The organism is Schaalia sp. lx-100 (genome assembly GCF_021083625.1).
Lineage (GTDB): Bacteria > Actinomycetota > Actinomycetes > Actinomycetales > Actinomycetaceae > Pauljensenia.
Map to the genome: position 1 here is coordinate 200713 of NZ_JAJNRP010000001.1, position 19259 is coordinate 219971.

Here is a 19259-nt window from a genome sequence, read left to right on the forward strand (position 1 = left end):
AAAAATACGATGCCTTAATTTTCAAAATATGGAGTTACGAAAATATAACGATCCACCAAAAGTATTTTGATGAGATTTTACACAGAGTAGGATGAAGGAATCCTGCGAAAAGGAGGCCCGCAGTACTCACAACGATGTGGATGCTTCGGGTTTTTGTTTTTGTTTGTTGTGGAAACACTAACGCACATGCTGCGCTTGAGGGTGGGCAGCCTACTTTTCACAAGTGGTTTGTTGCTGGTTTTCTTGATAAAAAGCGTGTCCTTCTCACCTTAAACAAGCAAGAAGGACACGCACGCTCAACGCGATTTCTTTTGCTGAGAGCACTCAGGCACTAGCCCCTGGCACGACGCTCCACACCACGCGCCACAGCGCCACAACCAGCCAAAGCACCCACCAGCACCAACAAAACCAGCACACCCGTACCCGTATTCGCTAAATGACGAGAAACAGGACGCACAGGAACAACAGTCACCTCATCAGACAAGCCACCCGAACCCGACTGGTCCAAGGCGCCACTTTCAGCCCCAGCATCAACCACCTCGCAACCAAGCTGATCGCGCGCAGGAGCACTCCACGACCAACGCGTACGAGCACCCTCAACAAACACAAACCCAGGCAACGGCTGCGCAGTCACAACAACAGTAGAACCATACTCATACGCATGCTCACCCGCATCAACCACACGACCATCCATCCTGTACACAACACCCTCAGTCAACGGAATCGTCACAAAAGGCGCAACCACACACGAAGAAGGATCCGACGCAAAAGGAGCAACCGGAGCAACACCCACCAGCTCAGACGCGCCACCCGACTGCGGTGAGTCACCAGACTCAGGCGCATCGCCGGACTGTGGCGCATCACCGGACTGCGGCATATCACCCGGCTGTGGTTGCGGTTGTGGTTGAGGTTGCGGAGCTGGGGTTGGGGTTGGTTTCGCAGTGAAAACCCACGTGCCAACAAAAGCCACATCCTCAACCCCAATAGTGCGAGCATTCTCATCCCAACCCTGGAAAGACCACGTGCCGTCAGAAACAGCCACCACGGCCTCAGCAGGAGCCGGAGCGTTCACCACACTCCCCTTCACACCAGTCACAGGCGCAGGAGCAACAAGTGAAGCAGGCAAGTCCCTGCCTTGTGTTCCTGACCGGTAGGTGAAGGTCGCGGCGTGCTGATTGCTCGCGAAAGTCCACGTACCAACAAACGCCACATCCTCAGTATCAATAGTCTGACTCTCGTGATCCCACCCAGCAAAAGTCCACACGCCGTCATTATCAGCATCAGCCACAGTGGAGTGCTCAGGGGCCGGAGCGTTCACCACGGTTCCTTGAGAACCACTCTGATTATGCTGTATGACCAAAGACGCAGGAAGATCCTTGCCTTCTGTTCCTGAGCGGTAGGTGAAGGTGGCAAGGTGAGCATTCAACAAGTACGTCCACGTGCCAACAAACGCCAGGTCCTCGCCAGCGAAAGTCTGAGAATCATGATCCCACCCGGTAAAGGTCCACACACCGTCATCCTCAGCAATCTTGTCCTGCTCAGGCATCGGAGCATTCACCACATCGCCCTTCCCGCCTGTCACAGGCGCAGGAGCGGTAAGCGAAGCAGGAAGATCTTTACCCTGCGTACCCGACCGGTAGGTGAAAGTAGCAGTGTGCTCATTGCTCGCAAAAGTCCACGTGCCAACAAACGCCAGATCCCCGCTAGCGAAAGTCTGACTCTCGTGATCCCACCCGGTAAAAGACCAGGTGCCATCAGCCACAGCCAGCACGGCCTCAGCAGGGGCCGGAGCAGCCACCTGATCGCCCTTCACACCACTCACAGGCGCAGGAGCAGTAAGTGAAGCCGGCAAATCCTTACCCTGCGTACCCGACCGGTACGTGAAGGTCGCGGTGTGCTGATTACTCGCAAAAGTCCACGTACCAACAAACGCCAGATCCCTGTCAGCGAAAGTCTGACTCTCGTGATCCCACCCGGTGAAAGACCACACACCGTCATTATCAGCATCAGCCACACTAGCCGACTCAGGTGCTGGGGCGTTCACCACGGTTCCTTGAGCACCAGTTTGATTTTGTGGATGAACCAAAGACGCAGGAAGATCCCTACCCTGTGTTCCTGACTGGTAAGTGAAAGTAGCAGTGTGCTGGTTTTCCGCATACGTCCACGTACCAGCAAAAGCCAGATCCCCAACACCGAAAGTCTGAGAATCATGATCCCACCCAGTGAAAGACCACACGCCATCACCCTCAGCCACAGTATTTGGCACAGGAACAGGCGCACTCACCACATCACCCTTCACACCCGCAACAGGCGCAGGCGCAGCAAGTGAAGCAGGCAAAACCTTACCCTCAGTACCACTACGATACGTGAAAGTCGCAGTGTGCTGATTGCTCGCGAAAGTCCACGTACCCGTCACAGTCACATCTTCACTGCCAAAAGTGCGAATAGTCGGGTTCCACCCAACAAAATGCCACGTGCCATCAGCCTGAGTGTCCTTATAGTCTTGAGGCTGGTCAGGCATCGTCACACTGTGACCTTCATAGCCAGAGGCCGCTTCAGGAGCTTTCAATTCAGCAGGTAAAGCCGGAGAAGTATCAGCAGCCTTGTAAACAAACGTGACCGTGTGCTGGTGTGCGGGCGTGAATACCCACATACCCACAAGTTCCACATTCGCTTTATTGACTTTTAGCTGTTCAACGATAGTTCCGTTATACATCCATCCGTTGAAAGTCCACGTGCCGGGTACACCATTGTTCATTGTGGCGCTCGTTGCGAGAGCCGGATTAACGGTGACGTTTTCTCCTGTGGTGTACGTGTTGTTATCAACGGGCACAGCGGGGGAATTTTCCGGCTGCGTATCACCATCAATCCGGTAGGTGACAGTGTAGGTGTGAGGTGTGAATGTCCACGATCCTACAAACTCAATATCGTGATCTGTCACCGATGCTTGCGTGACAATATCATCGCTACCGGCTAGTTTCCATCCATTAAAAGCCCATGTACCATCCACACCATTGTGTTCAGGACTGGTTGAGGTCACAAGCGCAGCTTGTACAGTATCTCCGTTCCTGTACTCTTGCGTTACAACGGGCACAGTCACATCCTGCGGCACATCACCCTCGAAACGATAGGTCACGTGATATGTGGTCGGCGCACTGTAGATCGAGGTTGTGAACTCGTTCGTTTGCGCCTTATACGCGAGGTAGATAGCAGACTTCAACTGTTCAACATAAGTGTCTTTTGCACGTACACCTGTGCGAGTGTTTGCAAGGTCTTGATCCACAGCCGTTTTCATCAACTCGCGTAGCTTGGCTGCATTTTCAATCGTGATGGTCTGTCCACCGTAGGTGATCTTCACTGGTGAAAGCTGATCGAGCTTAGCTTCACGCTGAGCAAACATTGCTTTACGGAATTCAGCATCTGAGCTGTAGGGACTGATTTTCTTGAGCACTTCACTATCAGCAAAGAGAGCACCTTCTGGTGTACCTGCTGGTTTGTATTGGTCAGACAGGTAAGGAACCCAACCGTTGCTAAACCCGTACTCACCAAGGAGTTCCCAAGCGATACGTCGTATATGGACATCACCCGTCGCGCCTTCAGGTGATTGAGGCGCACCAAAGAGTGGGCTGAATAAGGGGACCGTCGGATAGCTGTTATAGGGAACCGTGCCTACATGCCTTAAACCGACAGCTTCATAACGAGAAACAACAGCATTCGCATCAACGAGGTCATTAATAGATGTCCAGTTCACGGCATCTTCCTCACGTGAAACTGTGAAATTTTCATCATACTTGCCCGTATAGGGTCTGTTACTTGGGGTGAGAGTAACAATGTTGAACCATTTCTGTTTCGTTACTGCATCACGCGCAAGTATTTCTTGAGCTTCGATCAGGTCAAGAGTGTTGGTCACATCCAGTAGGTTCTTCATGTAGTTTTTCACGGAACTCTCATCAGTAAATGAGGTGACCGTTGAATTTGCATATCCACTGGCCGGCCAGTTCATGATCTGGTTCAACTGATAGATCGGGTCGTTATTTTCCAAAGTTTCATACAAGCCACGTGGTAACAGCTCTGTTGACGTACCTGAACGGTGCCTATTGCCTTTGAGATACGCATGAGGAGGGTTTTGTGCAAGCTGATGAGTCAGCTCGTGACTGTAGGCTGAGCTGCCAGTATCATTCAAAAGTCGTGCTGTCCAGAACGTAATGTCATTACCTGATGCTTCAGCACCAACATGCTTATGAGCTGACCACAGCTTCATTGGACCAAAGAAAGCCTTGACCGCTTCAGCCGCGTTTGCTCCCCCTTGGGGTGACCATGCGGCTTCACCACTCCCACGGCCAGCCACAAAGTAACCTTCTGTGACGATACGGTCAGTTTTCAAATTTCCTGCAAATTCAGGCACCATACGCGCCCAAAAATCAACATAGGCAGCTTGGTCTTGACCGCGCTGGGCAACACGTTCTTTGAATGTTGCCATATCGGAGGTATTGGTCTTATCCGCAACATACCCTTCACGCATACCCCAACTCACCGAGGACACATTCGAGAGCACGTACATGTCACTATTGGTTCGCGTGACCAGCGGCAAAAAATAAGACAGGAGTTTTCGTGACGACACCATTTTTGAATACAAGCGATAGATACCATCAGCAATGCTGGGGCTTGCATTTTCTGCGACAGTATTTCCATGCGCAGTGAGCTGACCCGCATACCAGTCATCAACCTGGTCAGCAGGAACAACGCTCTTAATGAAACCGTCAAGTGTTCGCTCGTTACTCACTGTGCCAGCAAGTATGCGGGTAAATGTGTCAATATTCTTAGACATCGCATATTGATCGCCGGTTTGCGACCCTAAAGCGATGGCAACATCAAGGGGATTGAAGGCTTTACCAAATGAACCTGAAGTGCGTAGGCCCTGAGCAAAATTTACCTGCCCATAATCAAAGTCATACAGGCGCTGCTCATATGCTAAGCCAAGCAACAATTCAGCAGGTTTAGCCTGAATTGTTCTGGTGTAGTAGTCAGCGTCACGCCCACTATTTTGCGAGTCCGAGGAAATCACCTGGGCAAGATACGTCTCAAGGTTTGCTTGCACATCAGCAAACGCTTGGGCATATCCAGAACCCGCCACGTATTCCTTATGAAGTTCCTGCTTTGCCTCATCCTCTGTGACCTCCACAAAGTTACGGCCAGTTGCTTTAGCAATCGCAATGCGCTTATGTGTCACATCGGCATACGAGAATCGTGAGGGCGCGATTTTTCCTGCCACTTGAGGCGAATCATAGGTTAAGGCGCTCAAAGTTGAACGCACATTGGCAATCACCTCAGCCACCTGTGTCTGATCCAATCCACTGGCCGCATAGGCTGGTGCAAGTAGGCCCGACATACACAGGCACAGGACAGAAAACAGCACAACCACTACGCGTCGCATAAAATCTCTCAAACTTCAGTGTCAAATAAATATCAATACCATTGTAGTAAAAGCGCATACTAGTTGACCAAATGGTCCATACAACAACGTAGTCGCTCTGTCCTATATTTTCTCAGCCAGCAAAGGGCATACGCATGCTATACCAGCTGTCATTCAGTACATCATAAGTGCAATCTGCACATATTTTGGGGGCACAGTGCAATCTACACCATGCCCCCAAAGAAAACAGATACGCTCAGCGCATTGCTACCTGACGTTCAGCAGCTTCAACCACGTTCATCAGCAAAAGCGCACGAGTCATCGGTCCCACTCCACCAGGATTTGGTGAAAGCCACGAAGCAACTTCATCTACCCCATCAGCAACATCACCATGCAAACGCGATTTCCCTGTGGCCTCGTCATACACGCGTGAAACGCCGACATCTAAAACTACCGCACCCGGTTTCACCATATCCGGTTTCACTAGTCCTGCAAAACCCGCAGCAGCAACAACCACATCCGCCTGACGCACATGGCCCGCAAGATCACGTGTCCCCGTATGGCACAACGTCACCGTCGCATTCACTGCGCGACGTGTCAGCAGCAGGCCAATAGAACGCCCCACCGTCACGCCACGCCCAATGACACAGACATTTTTACCGTCCAAAGTAATCCCGTGGCGTTCCATCAACTCAATGACAGCACGTGGAGTACAGGGCAACGGAGAATCAATCGGTTCATTTGCGCGCAACACCAAACGGCCAAGATTCATCGGATGTAAGCCATCCGCGTCCTTTGCTGGATCAATACGTTCCAGCACAGCATTCGTATCAATACCCCTAGGCAAAGGTAATTGAACAATGTATCCCGTGCATGAGGGATCCTCATTCAATTGATCTATTGCCGCCTCAATATCACCTTGCGATGCATCGGCTGGTAAATCCACGCGTATTGATTCAATACCCACTTCAGAACAGTCACGATGTTTCCCCGCAACATATGCAACCGAACCTGGATCTTCACCTACCAAAATAGTGCCAAGACCAGGAGCAACACCGCGTTCATGCAGGAGGCCTACGCGCTGACTAAGCTCATTTTTTATTGCTGAGGCCACCTTTACTCCGTCAAGGAGACGTGCTGGACCTACCCAAGGCGCCCTCATTGATTAAGACCCGCATACAAGGGGTGTTTATCAGTCAAACGCCCCACACGTGCACGCAAAGCATCAACATCGACAGATACCCCTGATGCCCCTTGTACCAGCGCAGTCGCAATGATGTCAGCAACCTCTGCGAAGTCTTGCGCATCAAATCCGCGAGTCGCCAATGCGGGAGTACCAATACGCAAACCAGATGTGGTCATCGCAGGACGAGGATCGAAAGGAACCGCATTACGATTCACTGTGATACCAACCGCATGTAAGAGGTCCTCTGCTGCTTTCCCGTCCAACTGAGAGCGAACAAGATCCACCAAAACCAAGTGCACGTCTGTACCACCGGTTACAAGGCGTATCCCCGCCGCTTGAGCATCCGGTTCATTCAGACGCTGCGCGATGATCTGCGCACCTTCCAAAGTACGACGCTGACGATCACGGAATTCTTCGGTCTGAGCGATCTTCATTGCGATAGCTTTCGCTGCAATCGCATGCATTAATGGACCGCCTTGCTGGCCTGGGAATACGGCGGAATTTAGTTTCTTGCCCCATTGTTCCCCGCGTGAGGAAAGGATCATACCTGAACGTGGACCAGCCAGTGTCTTATGAACAGTTGTCGTGGTGATATCTGCAAAAGGCACCGGATTTGGATGCAAACCTGCAGCAACAAGACCAGCAAAATGAGCCATATCCACCCATAAAGCAGCCCCTACCTCATCAGCAATATCACGGAATGCTTGGAAATCTAAATGACGAGGATACGCAGACCATCCAGCAATAATGACTCGCGGGCGTTCACGTACAGCTACTTCACGTACTGCTTCAGGTTCAATACGCATGGTTTCACGGTCAACTTCATAGGCGAGCGCATTGTAGTTTTTCCCTGAGAAATTAATTCTCATCCCGTGCGTCAAATGACCGCCGTGAGCTAAAGACAAACCAAGGATTGTATCGCCAACATTTGCCATTGCCATCAGAGCAGCAGCATTTGCTTGAGCACCCGCATGAGGCTGCACATTCACGTAATCTGCACCAAAGACTTGTTTTGCTCGTTCGATTGCGAGATTTTCTGCTATGTCAACAAATTCACATCCGCCATAGTAACGACGACCTGGGTAGCCTTCCGCATATTTATTGGTGAGGACTGAGCCTTGCGCTTCTAAAACAGCGCGTGGAACAAAGTTTTCTGAGGCAATCATTTCTAATGTCGAGCGTTGCCGTTGAAGTTCCTGGTCCAGGACCGCACGAATTTCGGGGTCAAGTTCAGCCAAAGTAAGGTCGTTCAGACGATCCATGTGATCTCCTATGCGTTGTCAGTGCTGTCTTTCACTAGCGGTAGTACATGTACTTACTACCACGGAGTCAGGCCCAGGCGGGCGGCCACGACCTCCATAATCGCTCCCCGGTGGTCCCCCACCTGTGCGCCAGTCACGACTTGTTCAGCTTAGCGCAGATAGCACTACCATGTGGTTTCTCTCCAGAAAATCCGGACACTCCTAGCAGGAAATCCACCACATTCACACAGGGAACAATGGCCCTCTGAAAGCAAGTGAAACGGAGTGGGCTACGCGCATATAAGCGCACAATACGTGACTTGACCTGCTTACGAAGGGCGAATGAATTGTCGAGTTAGCGTGAAAAAACTACCGTACGCGCCCCATCCAGCAGCACGCGGTGTTCACTATGCCAACGCACAGCTTGAGCCAGTACACGACGTTCCACGTCCTGCCCTAAAGCCACCATGTCGTAAGTAGAATCAGCGTGAGATACTCGGGTCACATCCTGTTCAATGATTGGCCCTTCGTCAAGATCCGGCGTTACGTAATGGGCGGTTGCACCAATCAGTTTCACACCGCGATCATGAGCCTGCGCATATGGCCGAGCACCTTTGAAACTTGGCAGGAAAGAATGATGAATATTAATGATCCGGCCTGCCATTACTTCGCATACGCGTTCGGAAATAATCTGCATATATCGCGCCAAAACAACAAGCTCAACCTTTTCAGCATCAACAAGGTCAAGGAGTCGTTGTTCAGCTTGCGCTTTGCTTTCCGGCGTGACGGGGACCAGAAGGAAAGGAATCCCGTAAAATTGAGCGACAGGCGCTAAATCCGGGTGATTACCCACAACTGCCACTACATCAATCGGTAGCCCTTGAGTGCGTTGACGGTACAGTAAATCTTGCAGGCAATGTCCCTCACGCGACACCATAATGACCGTACGTAAAGGGCGTCCCAGTTCATCTACATTCCACTGGGCACCAAAACGCTCTGCTACTTCAGTTAGTCCAGTTTCCACAGGTTCACGACCGACAGGGGAATCAACCTCCACGCGCATAAAAAACAGGCCTGAATCAGGGTCACCAAATTGCTGGGACTGGATAATATTGCATCCATTCCCGGTCATCACACCTGTCACTGCATGGACAATACCTGGCTGGTCAGGGCACGAAAGAGTGACAACCAGTTTAATACGCTGCGAAGTTGTGTCAGTCATGCACATTAGGGTAACGCTTCCACTACTTTCACGTCATACAGGCCCATAAACATGAGCATCATTGCTGGGCAGGTATTTTGAGCTGAGGATTCCAGCATTGATTTCAATACCCCTCACGGGTATGTTTAAGGAATGGCTTCTACAGATTCTGAAAACCTGCCACAGGATTTAACACACCCTCAGAACCCCTGTATTCCTTCCACAGACGCAACGCATACACACGCTCCCTTATTTCCTTCACGCCGAGAACTCCATCAGCGCACGACTTCTTCTCCGCGCCCACACACATCAGCCCACGCTCACCAGCATTCACATAACCATGAACACAATCATGTGCAGGGCGTATCCTCCACAATTCGTCTCAGCCTTGCCCTCGGTATCACTTTAAGTGTTTTCCTGGCTGAGATCATTGCCTCATCCCTGTCAGGTTCTTTATCTTTAGCAGCAGATGCCGCGCATATGGCTGTGGATTCCTCAGGGCTCCTTATTGCTCTTATCGCAACTTTTTTAGCTCAAAAACCCCGTTCAGACCGTCACACATGGGGGTGGGCGCGATCTGAAATCCTAGCGACGGCACTGCAAGCGGGTATGCTTTTCGCTGTTTGTGTAGGTGTTGCGTGGGAAGCGATTCCGCGTTTACTATCCCCCACGCCCGTTAATGGCCTTGTAATGTCAGTCCTTGGCATTACTGGTCTGATAGCGAATATTATTGCGTTGATTATTTTAACAGGGGGCCGACACGATTCACTCAATATGAGGGGCGCTTTCCTTGAAGTCCTCAATGACGCGCTCGGGTCTTTCGCTGTTATTGTGGCCGCTGTTTTGAGCATTTATGTGGGATGGTGGGCAGCTGATGCTGTAGCTTCCCTCGTTATTGCAGCTTTAATGGGTCCTCGCGCCTTATCGCTCTTGCGTCGCTGCGTCACTATTTTATTGGAGCACACGCCGCAAGAATTAAATCTGGGTGAACTACGTCAGCATTTTCTTTCAATTGAGGGAGTACAAGCTATCCATGACATGCATGTGTCAGTGATTGCGACAGGAATCGTAGCTTTGACCGCTCATGTCAGTGTTGATGAAAAACTCAGTGCCGCTGAGCGTGACACTATCCTCCATACTTTGCAAGAGTGTACTTTCAGTCATTTCCCACTGACGATCACGCATTCTACTATTCAAATTGAAGGCCTCACACATGCTGAGCATGAAAAACCTCTGCATGCATAGTCTGTGCGCATAAATGAAGCTAGACATAGTGTGGTGGGCCATACGATGCGTACAGCATCGTATGGCCCACAGAAAGTATGCAGCGACGAAAACGTTACTTAATGAAACCCAAAGCCTTCACAGCGTCGTATTCTTCCTGCAGAGCAGCAATATTGTGGTCAATGCCTGCGCGTGAAGCCTCAGAAATTTCCAGGCCCTCAACGATCTGCCATTCGCCACCGTTAGAGGTTACTGGCATACCGAAGCACAGACCAGCCGGCACACCATAGTGGCTGCCATCCATCATCACTGCTGATGTGGTCCATTCGCCTTCAGGTGTGCCTAACACCCAGTCATGCATGTGGTCAATTGCTGCGCCCGCTGCTGAAGCAGCTGAAGAAGCGCCGCGCGCCTCAATAATTGCAGCGCCACGCTTAGCGACAACCGGACGGAATTCTTCAGACAGCCATGCTTCATCCACCAATTCTGATGCGGCTGTGCCACCAACAGTTGCCCATGACACGTCAGGGTACTGATCGGCAGAGTGGTTACCCCACACCACGAGGTTCTTAATATCAGCAACAGGAGCACCTGTTTTGCGAGCAAGCTGAGAAATCGCGCGGTTATGATCCAGACGCATCATCGCAGTGAAACGCGAAGCAGGGACATCTGGAGCAGCATTCGCGGCAATAGTCGCATTTGTATTTGCAGGGTTGCCGACAACCAAAACACGCACGTCGTCAGCAGCACCAGCGTTAATAGCGGCTCCTTGCGGGCCGAAAATACCGGCGTTTGCTTCCAGAAGATCTGCGCGTTCCATACCTTGACGACGGGGCATAGCACCCACAAGGAATGCGGCATTTGTTCCTTCAAATGCTGCATGAGCATCTGTGTAAATGTCTACGCCTGCGAGCAATGGGAATGCGCAGTCATCCAGTTCCATTGCGGTACCTTCAGCAGCTTTTGCGCCCTGAGGAATTTCCAGCAGATTCAGTTTCACTGGAACATCCGGACCAAAAACCGCTCCAGAAGCGATGCGGAAAAGCAGTGCATAGCCAATATTGCCAGCAGCACCAGTTACGGTGACAATACGAGGTTGTGACATATCTATTTGCTCCTTAATTGGGGAACAAGCGGCACGCATATTGCGGCTGTAATGTTCCCTCAGGTGAATTCAAGCTGACAATGTTAAGCGTAGGCGTTTCTGCAGATTTTTTCCTATGCCTGCAGTCCCAAATCCATATTTTTATGCCGTTGCTCATATTTTCACCAAAAGAAAGCGTGTGGCACACGCCTCATACATGTTGTGCATGTATCTGCATGAGCTACAGAGGATTCTTTTCACACAAGCCCTGCACTCAGGGGATACTACTTTCATTGCTCCTGCACTACATAGGAAAATCCCATGAGGTTCAACGATCCACAGAGTACTCGCTCTCTGTAGCATCGCGTAACCTCATGGGATACGCCCTTGTTCTCAGCGATGGTATAAACGCTGAGAACTATCACTTAGGAACGATGCGCCCGGTAAAACTCAATCAGCGCGCGGGTAGACGAATCCTGAGCAGCTAACGCAGCTTCATCCCCAGCAATTGCTGGCATGATTTGCTTTGCAAGTACTTTCCCAAGTTCCACACCCCACTGGTCAAAGCTATCCAAGCCCCACACTGCTCCCTGCACAAATGTGATGTGCTCATATAAAGCAATGAGCTGACCCAGAACTGACGGATTCAATTCAGCAGCCATAATGGAGGTCGTTGGACGGTTACCTGTAAAAACACGTGCCGACACGATGTGTTCCGCAGTGCCTTCAGCTCGCACTTCTTCACTGGTCTTACCAAAAGCCAGAGCCTTTGTTTGCGCCAAGAAATTCGACAGGAAAAGCTCATGCATATCCGCTTCACCGTCACGCAAAGGCCATGTTGGGCGTGCAAAAGCAATGAAATCTGCTGGGACCATACGTGAGCCCTGATGGATAAGCTGATAGAACGCATGTTGACCATTTGTTCCCGGTTCACCCCAGAAAATCTCACCGGTATCGTAAGTCACAGGAGCACCGTCGCGGCGCACAGATTTCCCATTTGATTCCATGGTGAGCTGCTGCAAATATGCGGGGAAACGATGCAGATACTGCGAATATGGCAAAACAGCGTGGGTATCTGCTCCAAGGAAATTGGAGTACCACACATTCAATAAGCCCATGAGCAACGGGACATTATGTTCTGGCTCCGCCTGAGCAAAATGACAGTCCATTACATGGAAACCGCGTAAGAACTCCGCAAAAGCCTGCGGGCCAATAGCGATAGCCAGTGAGGTGCCAACAGCAGAATCAACTGAATAGCGGCCGCCTACCCAATTCCAGAATCCAAAAGCATTCTTCGGGTCAATACCAAATTCAGCGACCTTATCTAAAGCTGTTGATACGGCAACGAAATGACGTGAAATTGCTTCTTTTTCTGCGGGCGTATCACCTGTGGCAATAATGTTACGTTCACGCAGTGCGTTAAGGAACCACTCGCGCACTACACGCGCATTCGTAATAGTTTCCAAAGTGGTGAAAGTCTTTGAGGCCACGATAACCAGAGTGGTTTCAGGGTCAAGGTCTTTTGTTACTTCACCAGCATCAGTTGGATCAATATTCGATATGAAACGACATTCCAAACCTTCACGAACGTATGGTTTCAATGCCTCATATGCCATAACTGGCCCAAGATCAGATCCGCCGATCCCCACATTTACTACGGTACGCACAGGCTTGCCTGTGATACCTGTCCATTGCCCTGAACGTACTCGTTCGGCAAAATCGTGCACGCGCTCTAAAACATCGTGGACATCTGCAATAGCATTCTGTCCGTCCACTTCTAATGTGTCATTCGCTGGGCGGCGTAAAGCCGTATGTAAGACTGCACGATCTTCCGTGGTGTTAATGTGAACACCGGAGTACATGGCATCACGTAATTCGTACACCTTCGTTTGTTCAGCTAATGCCAGTAGTTCTGTCATGATTTCATGAGTAATGAGGTTCTTTGACAGATCAACGACCAGATCACCAGCTGTACGGGTCCACTGCTGCGCACGGTCAGGTTCAGCAGCAAACCACGCACGCAAATCCGGTTCAAATGTATCGGCTGCTTTATCGAGGTTTTCCCACGCAGATGTCATTGTGGGGTCAAGTGGAACGAGGTCACTCATAGTTTTCCTTTTTCTTCTATGGTTTTCGATTACGTGGTCGGTAAATCAGGTCCACATGATTCGCATGTGTCCTGCTCGTGTTAGTGGGCTAAATCAGCTGCATCCACAATTGTCACTGGTTGCACATTCACATCAGGATCTTTAAAGGATACGGTTGTTAAAACAGGTCGTAATTCCGCCCACCATTGAGTAACAGGACGACGATTCTTCATATCGAGGTCATCAGACATGCGTTCTACCGGTCGCACATCCATACCGCCTTCTACTTGCCCGACATACACGTGACGCGCGCGACCCGAAGCTATCTGGTCAGCTATTTCCTCTATGCCGCAATCAACAAGGCGTGTGGCAAGTAGGCGGTCAAAAGCGCTGGGCGCTCCGCCTTGTTGTAAATGTCCTAGTGCCGCATGACGCACATCGTAGATGCCTTGACCTTCGGCTTCAAAAGCAGTTGCCAAGAATTCTGAATCATAGTGCGGATCATTGGCTTCATTGACTACAACTAAGAAAAGACGCCGTCCTTCTTGGAAAGATTCACGAAGTTTACGTGCGTCTTTATCAATATCTGCCAATGCCACGGGCTGTTCATTAAGGTAAGCGTATTCAGCTCCCGTGGCGATACCAGACATCAGTGTAAGGTAGCCGCAGCGCCGTCCCATCAGTCGAGCAACGAAACAGCGTTTAGAAGCGGCAGCCGATTCTTTAATACGGTCCAGTGCCCATATAGCATTATTGAGTGCGGTGTCGGCGCCAATCGACAGTTCTGACCCGGGCAAGTTATTGTCTATCGTTGCCGGTATCAAAACGATTGGTAAACAAAAAGCAGGGTAACGATCTCTTTCTGCGTTCATCGCATGGACAGCAAGGTAGGCGTTGAGCCCGCCGATCACCATGAGCGCATCAATTTCATGTTTTTCAATTGCCCGTCCAAGTGCATAGAACTGTTCTACTGAGGGCACGGGACGGCGAGTGCCCAGTTCTGCGCCTCCTTGGAAAGCCCAGCCTTCAACATCTCCCCATGACAATTCACGCACTTGGCCATCAGCTAAACCAGCCCAAGAACCTTCAACGCCAAGCATGGTCCATCCGCGCGCAATACCCAGACGAACCGCAACACGGGCGGCCGTATTCATCCCTGGGGCTAGACCGCCAGCGTGCAGGATTGCAATTCGACGAGGATGATCCTGAGGTGGGGATATGAGTTGCGGAGGTGAAGAAAGAATTTCGTTAATTCGCACCATTGTTTTGAAAGAAGATCCACGGGCAGCTTGAGCGCCTGAGAAATCTCCTGCAGCAACTAAATCTTTCACTCCGCGCGTATCGGTTACTGCTTTCATCAGGGGTAGACGAGTAATTCGGTTGCGTCGCACCCCTAGAATACGTGCCTGTGTATGCGTATCGTTATCTAAGATTTCTTGGACCGCTGCATACCCCAGCAAGGTTGACATCCAACGGTCATATGCTGAAGGTGAGCCGCCGCGCTGTACGTGCCCCAAAATCGTGATACGCGCATCTTCGCCTGTTCGTTCTTTTAATGCGTGCGCAATATGGGCCGTTGTCAGAGCATTTCCTTCGCGGTCTGTGGCACCTTCTGCAACCAGAACAATAGATTCACGACGACCTGCTTCGCGTCCTAAACGTAGTTTGGTTGCCATGTCGTCTTCCCAGCCGGGTCCTGCTGGATTTTCAGGAGTAAAAACATAGTCAGCCCCGCCAGCGACAGCCGCCATTAAAGGTAGGTAACCGCAGTGTCGTCCCATCACCTCAACAATAAATGTGCGCTGATGCGAAGCGGCGGTAGAGGAAATCTGGTCAATGGCATCAAGAATTCGATGTAATGCGGTATCTGCGCCGATCGTCATATCGGTACCTACCATGTCGTTGTCGATAGAACCGACAAGTCCAACGACATGCAAAATAGGGTGCGCATCTGCGATCTCTTGGCTGATGTGTCCTTCCTCAACGAGTTCACGCACATGCTGTGACCATTCTTCACGGAATTCGTTGGTGCCTGAAAGGGAACCGTCCCCTCCGATGACAACTAGGCGATCAATCCCGTGTTCTAACAGGTGCAGAGCCGCAGCGTGGCGGCCCCAGTATTCACGAAATTCTGGGCAACGCGCTGTTCCGATAACAGTTCCCCCTTGGGAGAGAATCCCTGAGGCATCTGACCATCCCATGCGTTTAATGGAGTCACCACCGTTGACAGCACCTGACCATCCTTCAAGGATCGCGTACGGTTGAACGCCTCGGGCAAGTGCGGTTCGCACAACGGCACGTACCGCAGCATTCATTCCTTGAGCGTCACCGCCTGAGGTAAGGACACCTATGCGAGGTGTCATACCTTGCTGTTCGTCGCAATCAGTAGTGTGTTCCATAAGTTTTTCCGTTCCATACATCTGGTCTGGATAGGGTAAGGAAGTCTGCGATAGTACGTGCACGCATGTGTGAGAACAGCATATGTGACTTTTTCACATGTTCTCCTTGCGTGAAAGTAAATAGCAGACAGTTATACAGATTACTCTATAAATATGGCTCGCTGACTGCAGGATTTCACGCAGTCAGCGAGCCAATTCTTTTCAAGAATTCAGGGGTTTATACCTGAGAGGTGAGCGCGCTTTGGGCACGTTCTTCTGGGGTGACGACTCCTTCTACTGACACTTTATCCAGGTAAGCCATTCCATCAAATGCAAGTTCACGCGCATTTTCTGGGTCGGCTTCGCTGCCAAGGTGTCCTCCGGCGAGCTTGTCAACAACCAGTGAAATCGCAGCATCACCTGTGACATTGGTTGCCGTACCGAAAGAGTCGAGGGCAATGTAGGTAGCAATCATCAATGCAACAGCGGATTCATCGAAGCCTAGCATTGAGGCAAGCAAGCCTGTGGAGGCCATGATTGCTCCGCCAGGCACGCCGGGGGCGGCAACCATCGTAATGCCGAGCATGAAAACAAAACCTACCCATTGAGCTGCTGTGATTGTCATTCCGTGGGTGTAGACAATTGCGAAAGCGAAAGCAAAAATCTTTGAGGTGGATCCGGCCAGGTGAATGGTGGCGCACAGAGGGATCGTGAAGGATGCTACTGGTTGTGAGACACCTAATTTACGTGCTTGGCGCAGTGTTACCGGAATTGTTGCTGCAGATGATGATGTTCCCAAAGCGGTGAAGTATGCCGGGAGCATAGTAAGCAGTGATGTGAAAGGATTCTTCCGTGCGATGGCTCCGGCAACAAAGTACTGCGTCAAAAGGATGACGAGTTCAAGAATAAGAACGATGACAACCACGCTGAGCATGTTGCGCATAATGCCCCATGCTTCACCTGTGTAGGTGAAGTTTAAGAAGATGCCGAAAATATGCAATGGCAACAGGGGGACAATTACTTTTTCAATGAGGCGCGTGATGATGGCTCGTAATTCGATCACTCCTTTGCGTAGGACGCCTCTGGGAACGAATGAAAGACCGATGCCGATGATGAATGATAGGAGTAACGCTGTCATAACATCCATGACTGGCGGCATCTGGACAACAAAGTACGATGCGAGAGCACTACCTGGTTCTTTCGCGTCAGCAAGTGAAGATCCAAGGACGTGTGGGAATATGGTTGCACACGCAAGGTAGGTAAGAAATCCTGCAAATAGGGTGGATCCGTAGGCGATTGCCGCTGTAATGCCTAGCCATTTACCTGCGCCTTTACCAAGATCTGCGATAGCTGGGGTAACAAGCCCAATGATGATGAGCGGAATTGAGAAGCCAAGGAATTGGCTGAAAATCGCAGAGAATGTCGAGAAGAAACGACCGAGTGTTTCAGGAATGATGTGCTGATCGCCAATGCGGAGTGAGCCAAGGACAAGAGCCAGAACAATTGCGACAAGCACCCATACGAGGATGCCACTCTTTTCCATAAACTTACGCATACCTATTTTCCTTGTGTTGTAGAGGAAGGGTCGCTTAAAGACTGCCTTTTGATGAGGTTTTACCGGAGAACGTATCAGCATATGGACTTTCTGGGGTAGCAGATTGGCCCTGCTTACCCTTTACCATTCTTGATGAGTTGTGAAGTACATGTATAGGTAAAGGGACGGCCATTTCTTTATGGATATGACCGTCCCTTTGTTTCTTTCAGTGTTTCTTGCTGTATTCCTGCATATTTTCATCGAGGACATGGAGGAATTCTTCGGTTGTCAGCCAGGGAGATTCTGCGCTGATGAGGCGTGCGAGGTCTTTCGTCATCTGTCCTTTTTCTACAGTGCGAATGATTACTTTTTCCATTGCTTGCGCAAAACCGATGACTTCAGGTGTTCCGTCAAGTTTTCCTCGGTGTTCCAGTGCGCGGGTCCATGCAAAAATTGATGCAATCGGATTGGTAGAGGTGGGTTCACCTTTTTGATGACGACGATAGTGTCGGGTAACAGTGCCATGTGCGGCTTCGGCTTCCATCGTACGACCGTCAGGGCTCATCAGCACTGATGTCATTAATCCGAGGGACCCAAAGCCTTGTGCTACCGTGTCGGATTGAACGTCGCCGTCGTAGTTCTTACAGGCCCACACGTAACCGCCGGGCCACCGTAAACTACATGCCACCATGTCGTCAATAAGTCGATGCTCGTATGTAAGTCCTGCGGCATCGAATTGTTCTTTGTATTCTTCTTCAAATACACGGGCAAAAGTATCCTTAAAAGCTCCATCATAGGCTTTAAGGATCGTGTTTTTTGTTGAGAGATACACCGGATAGCCTCGTTGTAATCCGTAGGCAAAAGAGGCGCGCGCAAAATCAGCGATGGATTCGTTGAAGTTGTACATTCCCATCGCTACACCGCCGTCTTTGGGGACGCGGATAATTTCGTGTTCTATGGGTTCTGAACCGTCCTCGGGTGTGAAGGTCAGGGTCAATGTGCCGGCTCCGGGAAGGGTCAGATCTGTTGCTTTGTATTGGTCACCAAAGGCGTGACGTCCAATGACGATGGGTTTTGTCCAGTGCGGGACTAGGCGTGGAATGTTAGAGATGATGATTGGTTCACGGAAAATAACGCCGCCAAGGATATTGCGGATAGTTCCGTTAGGGCTTTTCCACATTTTTTTCAAGCCGAATTCTTCTACACGCGCTTCGTCAGGAGTAATGGTTGCGCATTTGACGCCTACGCCGTGTTCTTTAATGGCGTATGCGGAGTCGATTGTCACTTGGTCGTCGGTGGCGTCCCTGTTTTGTACTGACAGATCATAGTAGCGAAGGTCAATATCAAGGTAGGGGTAGATCAAGCGTTCTTTAATAAATTGCCACATAATTCGAGTCATTTCATCGCCATCGAGTTCAACGACTGGCCCTGCAACTTTGATCTTTGACATGAGCACTCCTTTATAAAATATGTCACGATTGACAATCTCAATCCCCAGATTACTCGATATCAAGATATATGTCAGGCCTATGTATGCCTTATTGGGCAATTTACAAACAAAAAGCTGGGAAAACCCCCTTTCATACGTGACTATCCCACCCCAACGGTGGCAGTCCACGGCGCAAACCACCAACACGCCACAGCTACAAGAATCCACAACGCACAATCAAAAAAACGCCCCCGCGAAGCAAACCATGGCCTACCGGGAAAAATAGCGCGTACACAGGCATAAAACAATGAAAAACCCGCTAATAATAAAACCGCGCGATGAGGATGATTCGTCACAATGAGAACAAGAAAGACACATAACCACAGAACAGTCACTATGCGAGTAGCACGCTCAAGCCAAGCGGCATAAGCAGAAAAACGCGATCTTTTTTGCTCATTCACCTTTCGGACCCTAGCATGGAC

General features: G+C 50.4%; 11 protein-coding genes and 1 riboswitch. Of the genes, 1 reads left to right on the plus strand and 10 read right to left on the minus strand.

Features of this window, described 5'->3' with window-relative positions; genetic code table 11:
- Positions 1-331: 331 nt before the first annotated feature.
- From LRP54_RS00800 to purU, 4 genes are all read right to left on the minus strand, one after another.
- Positions 332-5434 carry an SHIRT domain-containing protein gene (locus tag LRP54_RS00800; protein WP_231234631.1) on the minus strand — a complete coding sequence of 1701 codons (5103 nt, stop codon included), beginning with the start codon at positions 5432-5434 and terminating at the stop codon, positions 332-334.
- A gap of 235 nt (positions 5435-5669) precedes the next feature.
- On the minus strand, positions 5670-6575 hold the full coding sequence (locus LRP54_RS00805; protein ID WP_231205438.1) for a bifunctional methylenetetrahydrofolate dehydrogenase/methenyltetrahydrofolate cyclohydrolase: 906 nt from the start codon (positions 6573-6575) through the stop codon (positions 5670-5672).
- Positions 6572-7861, minus strand: coding sequence for a serine hydroxymethyltransferase (gene glyA / locus LRP54_RS00810; RefSeq protein ID WP_231234632.1), 1290 nt, complete (start codon positions 7859-7861; stop codon positions 6572-6574). Before glyA ends, LRP54_RS00805 begins: the two co-directional genes overlap by 4 nt.
- A 64-nt stretch (positions 7862-7925) precedes the next feature.
- Positions 7926-8008: riboswitch (ZMP/ZTP riboswitch) on the minus strand.
- 187 nt (positions 8009-8195) lie between these two features.
- A complete protein-coding gene (gene purU / locus LRP54_RS00815) occupies positions 8196-9062 on the minus strand; it encodes a formyltetrahydrofolate deformylase (RefSeq protein ID WP_231234633.1) in 867 nt (288 codons plus the stop codon).
- Between the two features lie 132 nt (positions 9063-9194).
- On the opposite strand from purU, the gene LRP54_RS00820 reads away from it, so the two are divergent.
- A complete protein-coding gene (locus tag LRP54_RS00820) occupies positions 9195-10286 on the plus strand; it encodes a cation diffusion facilitator family transporter (protein ID WP_231234634.1) in 1092 nt (363 codons plus the stop codon).
- Between the two features lie 94 nt (positions 10287-10380).
- Here the strand turns inward: LRP54_RS00820 and LRP54_RS00825 are convergent, their stop codons facing one another.
- The 6 genes from LRP54_RS00825 to LRP54_RS00850 form a co-directional block, all read right to left on the minus strand.
- Positions 10381-11370, minus strand: coding sequence for a malate dehydrogenase (locus tag LRP54_RS00825; RefSeq protein WP_231205442.1), 990 nt, complete (start codon positions 11368-11370; stop codon positions 10381-10383).
- A 404-nt stretch (positions 11371-11774) separates the two neighbouring features.
- Positions 11775-13457, minus strand: coding sequence for a glucose-6-phosphate isomerase (pgi, locus tag LRP54_RS00830; protein WP_231205443.1), 1683 nt, complete (start codon positions 13455-13457; stop codon positions 11775-11777).
- Between the two features lie 80 nt (positions 13458-13537).
- Positions 13538-15835, minus strand: a complete 2298-nt coding sequence (locus LRP54_RS00835) for a 6-phosphofructokinase (RefSeq protein ID WP_231234635.1) — start codon at positions 15833-15835, stop codon at positions 13538-13540.
- A gap of 217 nt (positions 15836-16052) precedes the next feature.
- Positions 16053-17369 (minus strand): dicarboxylate/amino acid:cation symporter, encoded by a 1317-nt coding sequence (locus LRP54_RS00840; RefSeq protein WP_231205445.1) that lies wholly within the window; start codon positions 17367-17369, stop codon positions 16053-16055.
- Between the two features lie 205 nt (positions 17370-17574).
- The gene (locus LRP54_RS00845) at positions 17575-18798 is read right to left on the minus strand and encodes an NADP-dependent isocitrate dehydrogenase (RefSeq protein ID WP_231234636.1); all 1224 of its coding nucleotides are present in this window, start codon (positions 18796-18798) and stop codon (positions 17575-17577) included.
- Between the two features lie 140 nt (positions 18799-18938).
- Positions 18939-19238 (minus strand): DUF3017 domain-containing protein, encoded by a 300-nt coding sequence (locus tag LRP54_RS00850; protein ID WP_231234637.1) that lies wholly within the window; start codon positions 19236-19238, stop codon positions 18939-18941.
- Positions 19239-19259: the final 21 nt, after the last annotated feature.